Below are 2620 nucleotides of genomic sequence, written 5' to 3' on the forward strand. Positions count from 1 at the left end.
GCTTCCCGGTTGTATTGGGTATAAAGATAATAACGGGTATACAACACTTTCCGTTGAACGGCTCCCGTTTTTAAATGGAAGGTCAGATAACTACCCTTCGGCAGGGGCACTACGTTGTGTAAAGTAGTTACCGGTTCGGGCAGGTGCCCATACAATAAAAAATATTTGCGCCAATCGGCATTTTCGGGCCATTGCGGATCATATACTTTGAATGCCCGTATCTCCGATGCAAAGAGCAACCGTTCGCCGCTAAGGCTGTAATACAGGGGTTTTATACCGGCATGGTCGCGGGCCAGCACAAGTGTATCAGTATTTTGATCGAGCAGGGCTATGGCAAACATACCCTCAAAGCGGGAAAAACAATCGGTACCCCATGCCCGGTAGGCATACAATATTACTTCGGTATCGGTGCCGGTATGAAAGGCATGACCCTGCTGTTGCAATTCGGCTTTCAACTCCCGGTAATTGTATATCTCACCATTGAATACCAATACCAATCGGCCATCGGTGCTATGCATGGGCTGATGCCCGGCAGGTGTTAAATCTAATAAGGATAAACGCCGGTGCCCGAATGCCAAATGATAGGTATCATTCAGATATATCCCTGCATCATCAGGCCCACCCCGCTCCATGGCATCCCGCATACGGATAATGTCTGCTTCGGTGGGCATATACTGACGCTGAATAATACCGGCAATTCTACACATGGCGTTTGAAATATTTTACTGTAAGGTTTGCTTTGCAGTGCATGGTTTCACACAAAGGGCGTAAAGATAGGCGGCCCTGTTTTTTTCACTTTCCGAGGGTGTTGCTACCCATCTAAATTATTCATGGCAGGTATTTCACCTGAAAACGCAAAGGGATTCTCTTCCTGTACATTCATTCGCGTTTTTCGTGTTTCTATTTTCGGGTATAGCACTAACCATGCAGGCAAAATTATGGTCTGCATCACTGATTAAAAAAATTAGCTGATAGCACAGATTTGTACTTAGCAAAATACCATTTGCACAAGCCATTTGCTGCAGTATTCCTATCTATCTTTGCCTCCCTCAGTTTTTAGGTAAATACAAACATTCACCCATACCAATGGCCGCCTGCACCGATTGATGATACTGCCCCCAGGTATAATACGCTGCAGCAGCAGCGGCTTTATAACCCATCCCGGCTATCAGTTGTGGCTGTTGCAGTATAGTATGAATGGCTGCTTCCCAGGCATCTATTGCAGCTACCGGCAACACCATACCGGCCCCGTTGGTTACTGCATCTTTGGCACCGGTTGCTTCACTTACCAAAACCGGTAAACCCGTTTGCATGGCTTCTATCACCACCATCGCCCAACTATCCAAATAGCTGGGAAATACAAATACATCTGCTGCCTGAAAATAGGTATTCATCTCCTTCTGGGTGCAATAGGGTATATACCTGATATTGGGTTGCTGCAACTGCGCCGTTTGTATATACCCACCTATGGGGCCCAAAATGGTTAAGCGTACCGGCTCGGTCAGCAGCCGTTCCATCAGTTGCAGCAATAGCAAAATACCCTTCCGTTCGGTAACCGTTCCGGCAAATATCAATTCTAGAACCGGCCGTTCGGGATAGTTTTCACGGGGTATAAATATGTTGTTATCCACACCCAGATGCATAATCCTGATCTTTTTTTCAGGTATCCCTTGCTGTAACAGGGTGGCTTTCGCAAAATCAGACAACACCCAAATTTGTTGCACCAACTCATATTCCTGCAATTTGATGTGCTGTACCTGCTGAAACAAACGTTCCGATCCGGTAATGGCAGCAAAAAAGGGGTATTGCTGCCGCAATTGGGCAATATAGTGGGGATGCACCTGTGCCAAATCTAGTATACAGGTACCGCCATATTGTTGTACGGCACCAAAACTACGGTAAGCACTTTTTTCATAACCAATGAATATAGATGGGCGATGCCGGCCTACCCAACGGGCAACCCATTGGTCGTGCAGCCGGTCTTCCCAAAAACTGCGTTTTTCACCACCTACTATCCAGCGTCCCAATAAACTGAATAGTATACCCGTTATATGCACTACCACAGCATTTTCCGGCACCTGTGGTGCTGTTTTTTTTGCCAGTTGCCTACGCATACCCGGTAGCAGGGCTAACCAACGCATCCAAAAAAAACGTTGGGGTAACCACCAAAATGCGGTTAAGTACACCACCCGGGTATTGGGCAGTTGTAACAAGGCGGCTACGGTTTGTGGCGTGTATTGTCGTGCAGGATTGGATACTGCAATTAATTGGTAAGTATGTTCCATATACGGCATTGTTGCAAATACTGTTGGGCTATTGCTTCCGGTGTATGTTGCTGTAAATATTGTTGTATAGCAGGAAAAGCCGCTACCGTTGTAGGATATTGTTGTATAGCTTTTGCCAATGCTGCACTTAAGCCATCTACATCACCATTGTTAAAATAATGACCCCAAATTCCCGCAGCTTCGGGCAAGCCTCCACCGTTAGAGGCTACAATACCACAACCACAGGCCAGGGCTTCTAAGGCCACTATACCAAAAGGCTCGGGCCAGCGCGAAGGTATAACGGCTATCTTGGCACTATTGTAAGCAGCCACCAGCGCTTCTCCGCGCAATATGAC

Annotated in this window: 3 protein-coding genes; all 3 read right to left on the bottom strand. The window is 46.8% G+C overall.

Features of this window, described 5'->3' with window-relative positions:
• Window positions 1-707: asparagine synthetase B family protein (locus tag A0F92_RS01005; RefSeq protein WP_394330958.1), on the bottom strand; the 707-nt coding region annotated here is incomplete at its 3' end.
• Between the two features lie 342 nt (window positions 708-1049).
• Window positions 1050-2285, bottom strand: a complete 1236-nt coding sequence (locus A0F92_RS01010) for a glycosyltransferase family 4 protein (RefSeq protein WP_068240764.1) — start codon at window positions 2283-2285, stop codon at window positions 1050-1052.
• A partial coding sequence (locus A0F92_RS01015) for a glycosyltransferase (protein WP_167516698.1) occupies window positions 2264-2620 on the bottom strand: 357 nt, incomplete at its 5' end. The genes A0F92_RS01015 and A0F92_RS01010, both read right to left, overlap by 22 nt.

The organism is Hydrotalea flava (assembly GCF_001623405.1).
Classification (GTDB): domain Bacteria; phylum Bacteroidota; class Bacteroidia; order Chitinophagales; family Chitinophagaceae; genus Hydrotalea; species Hydrotalea flava.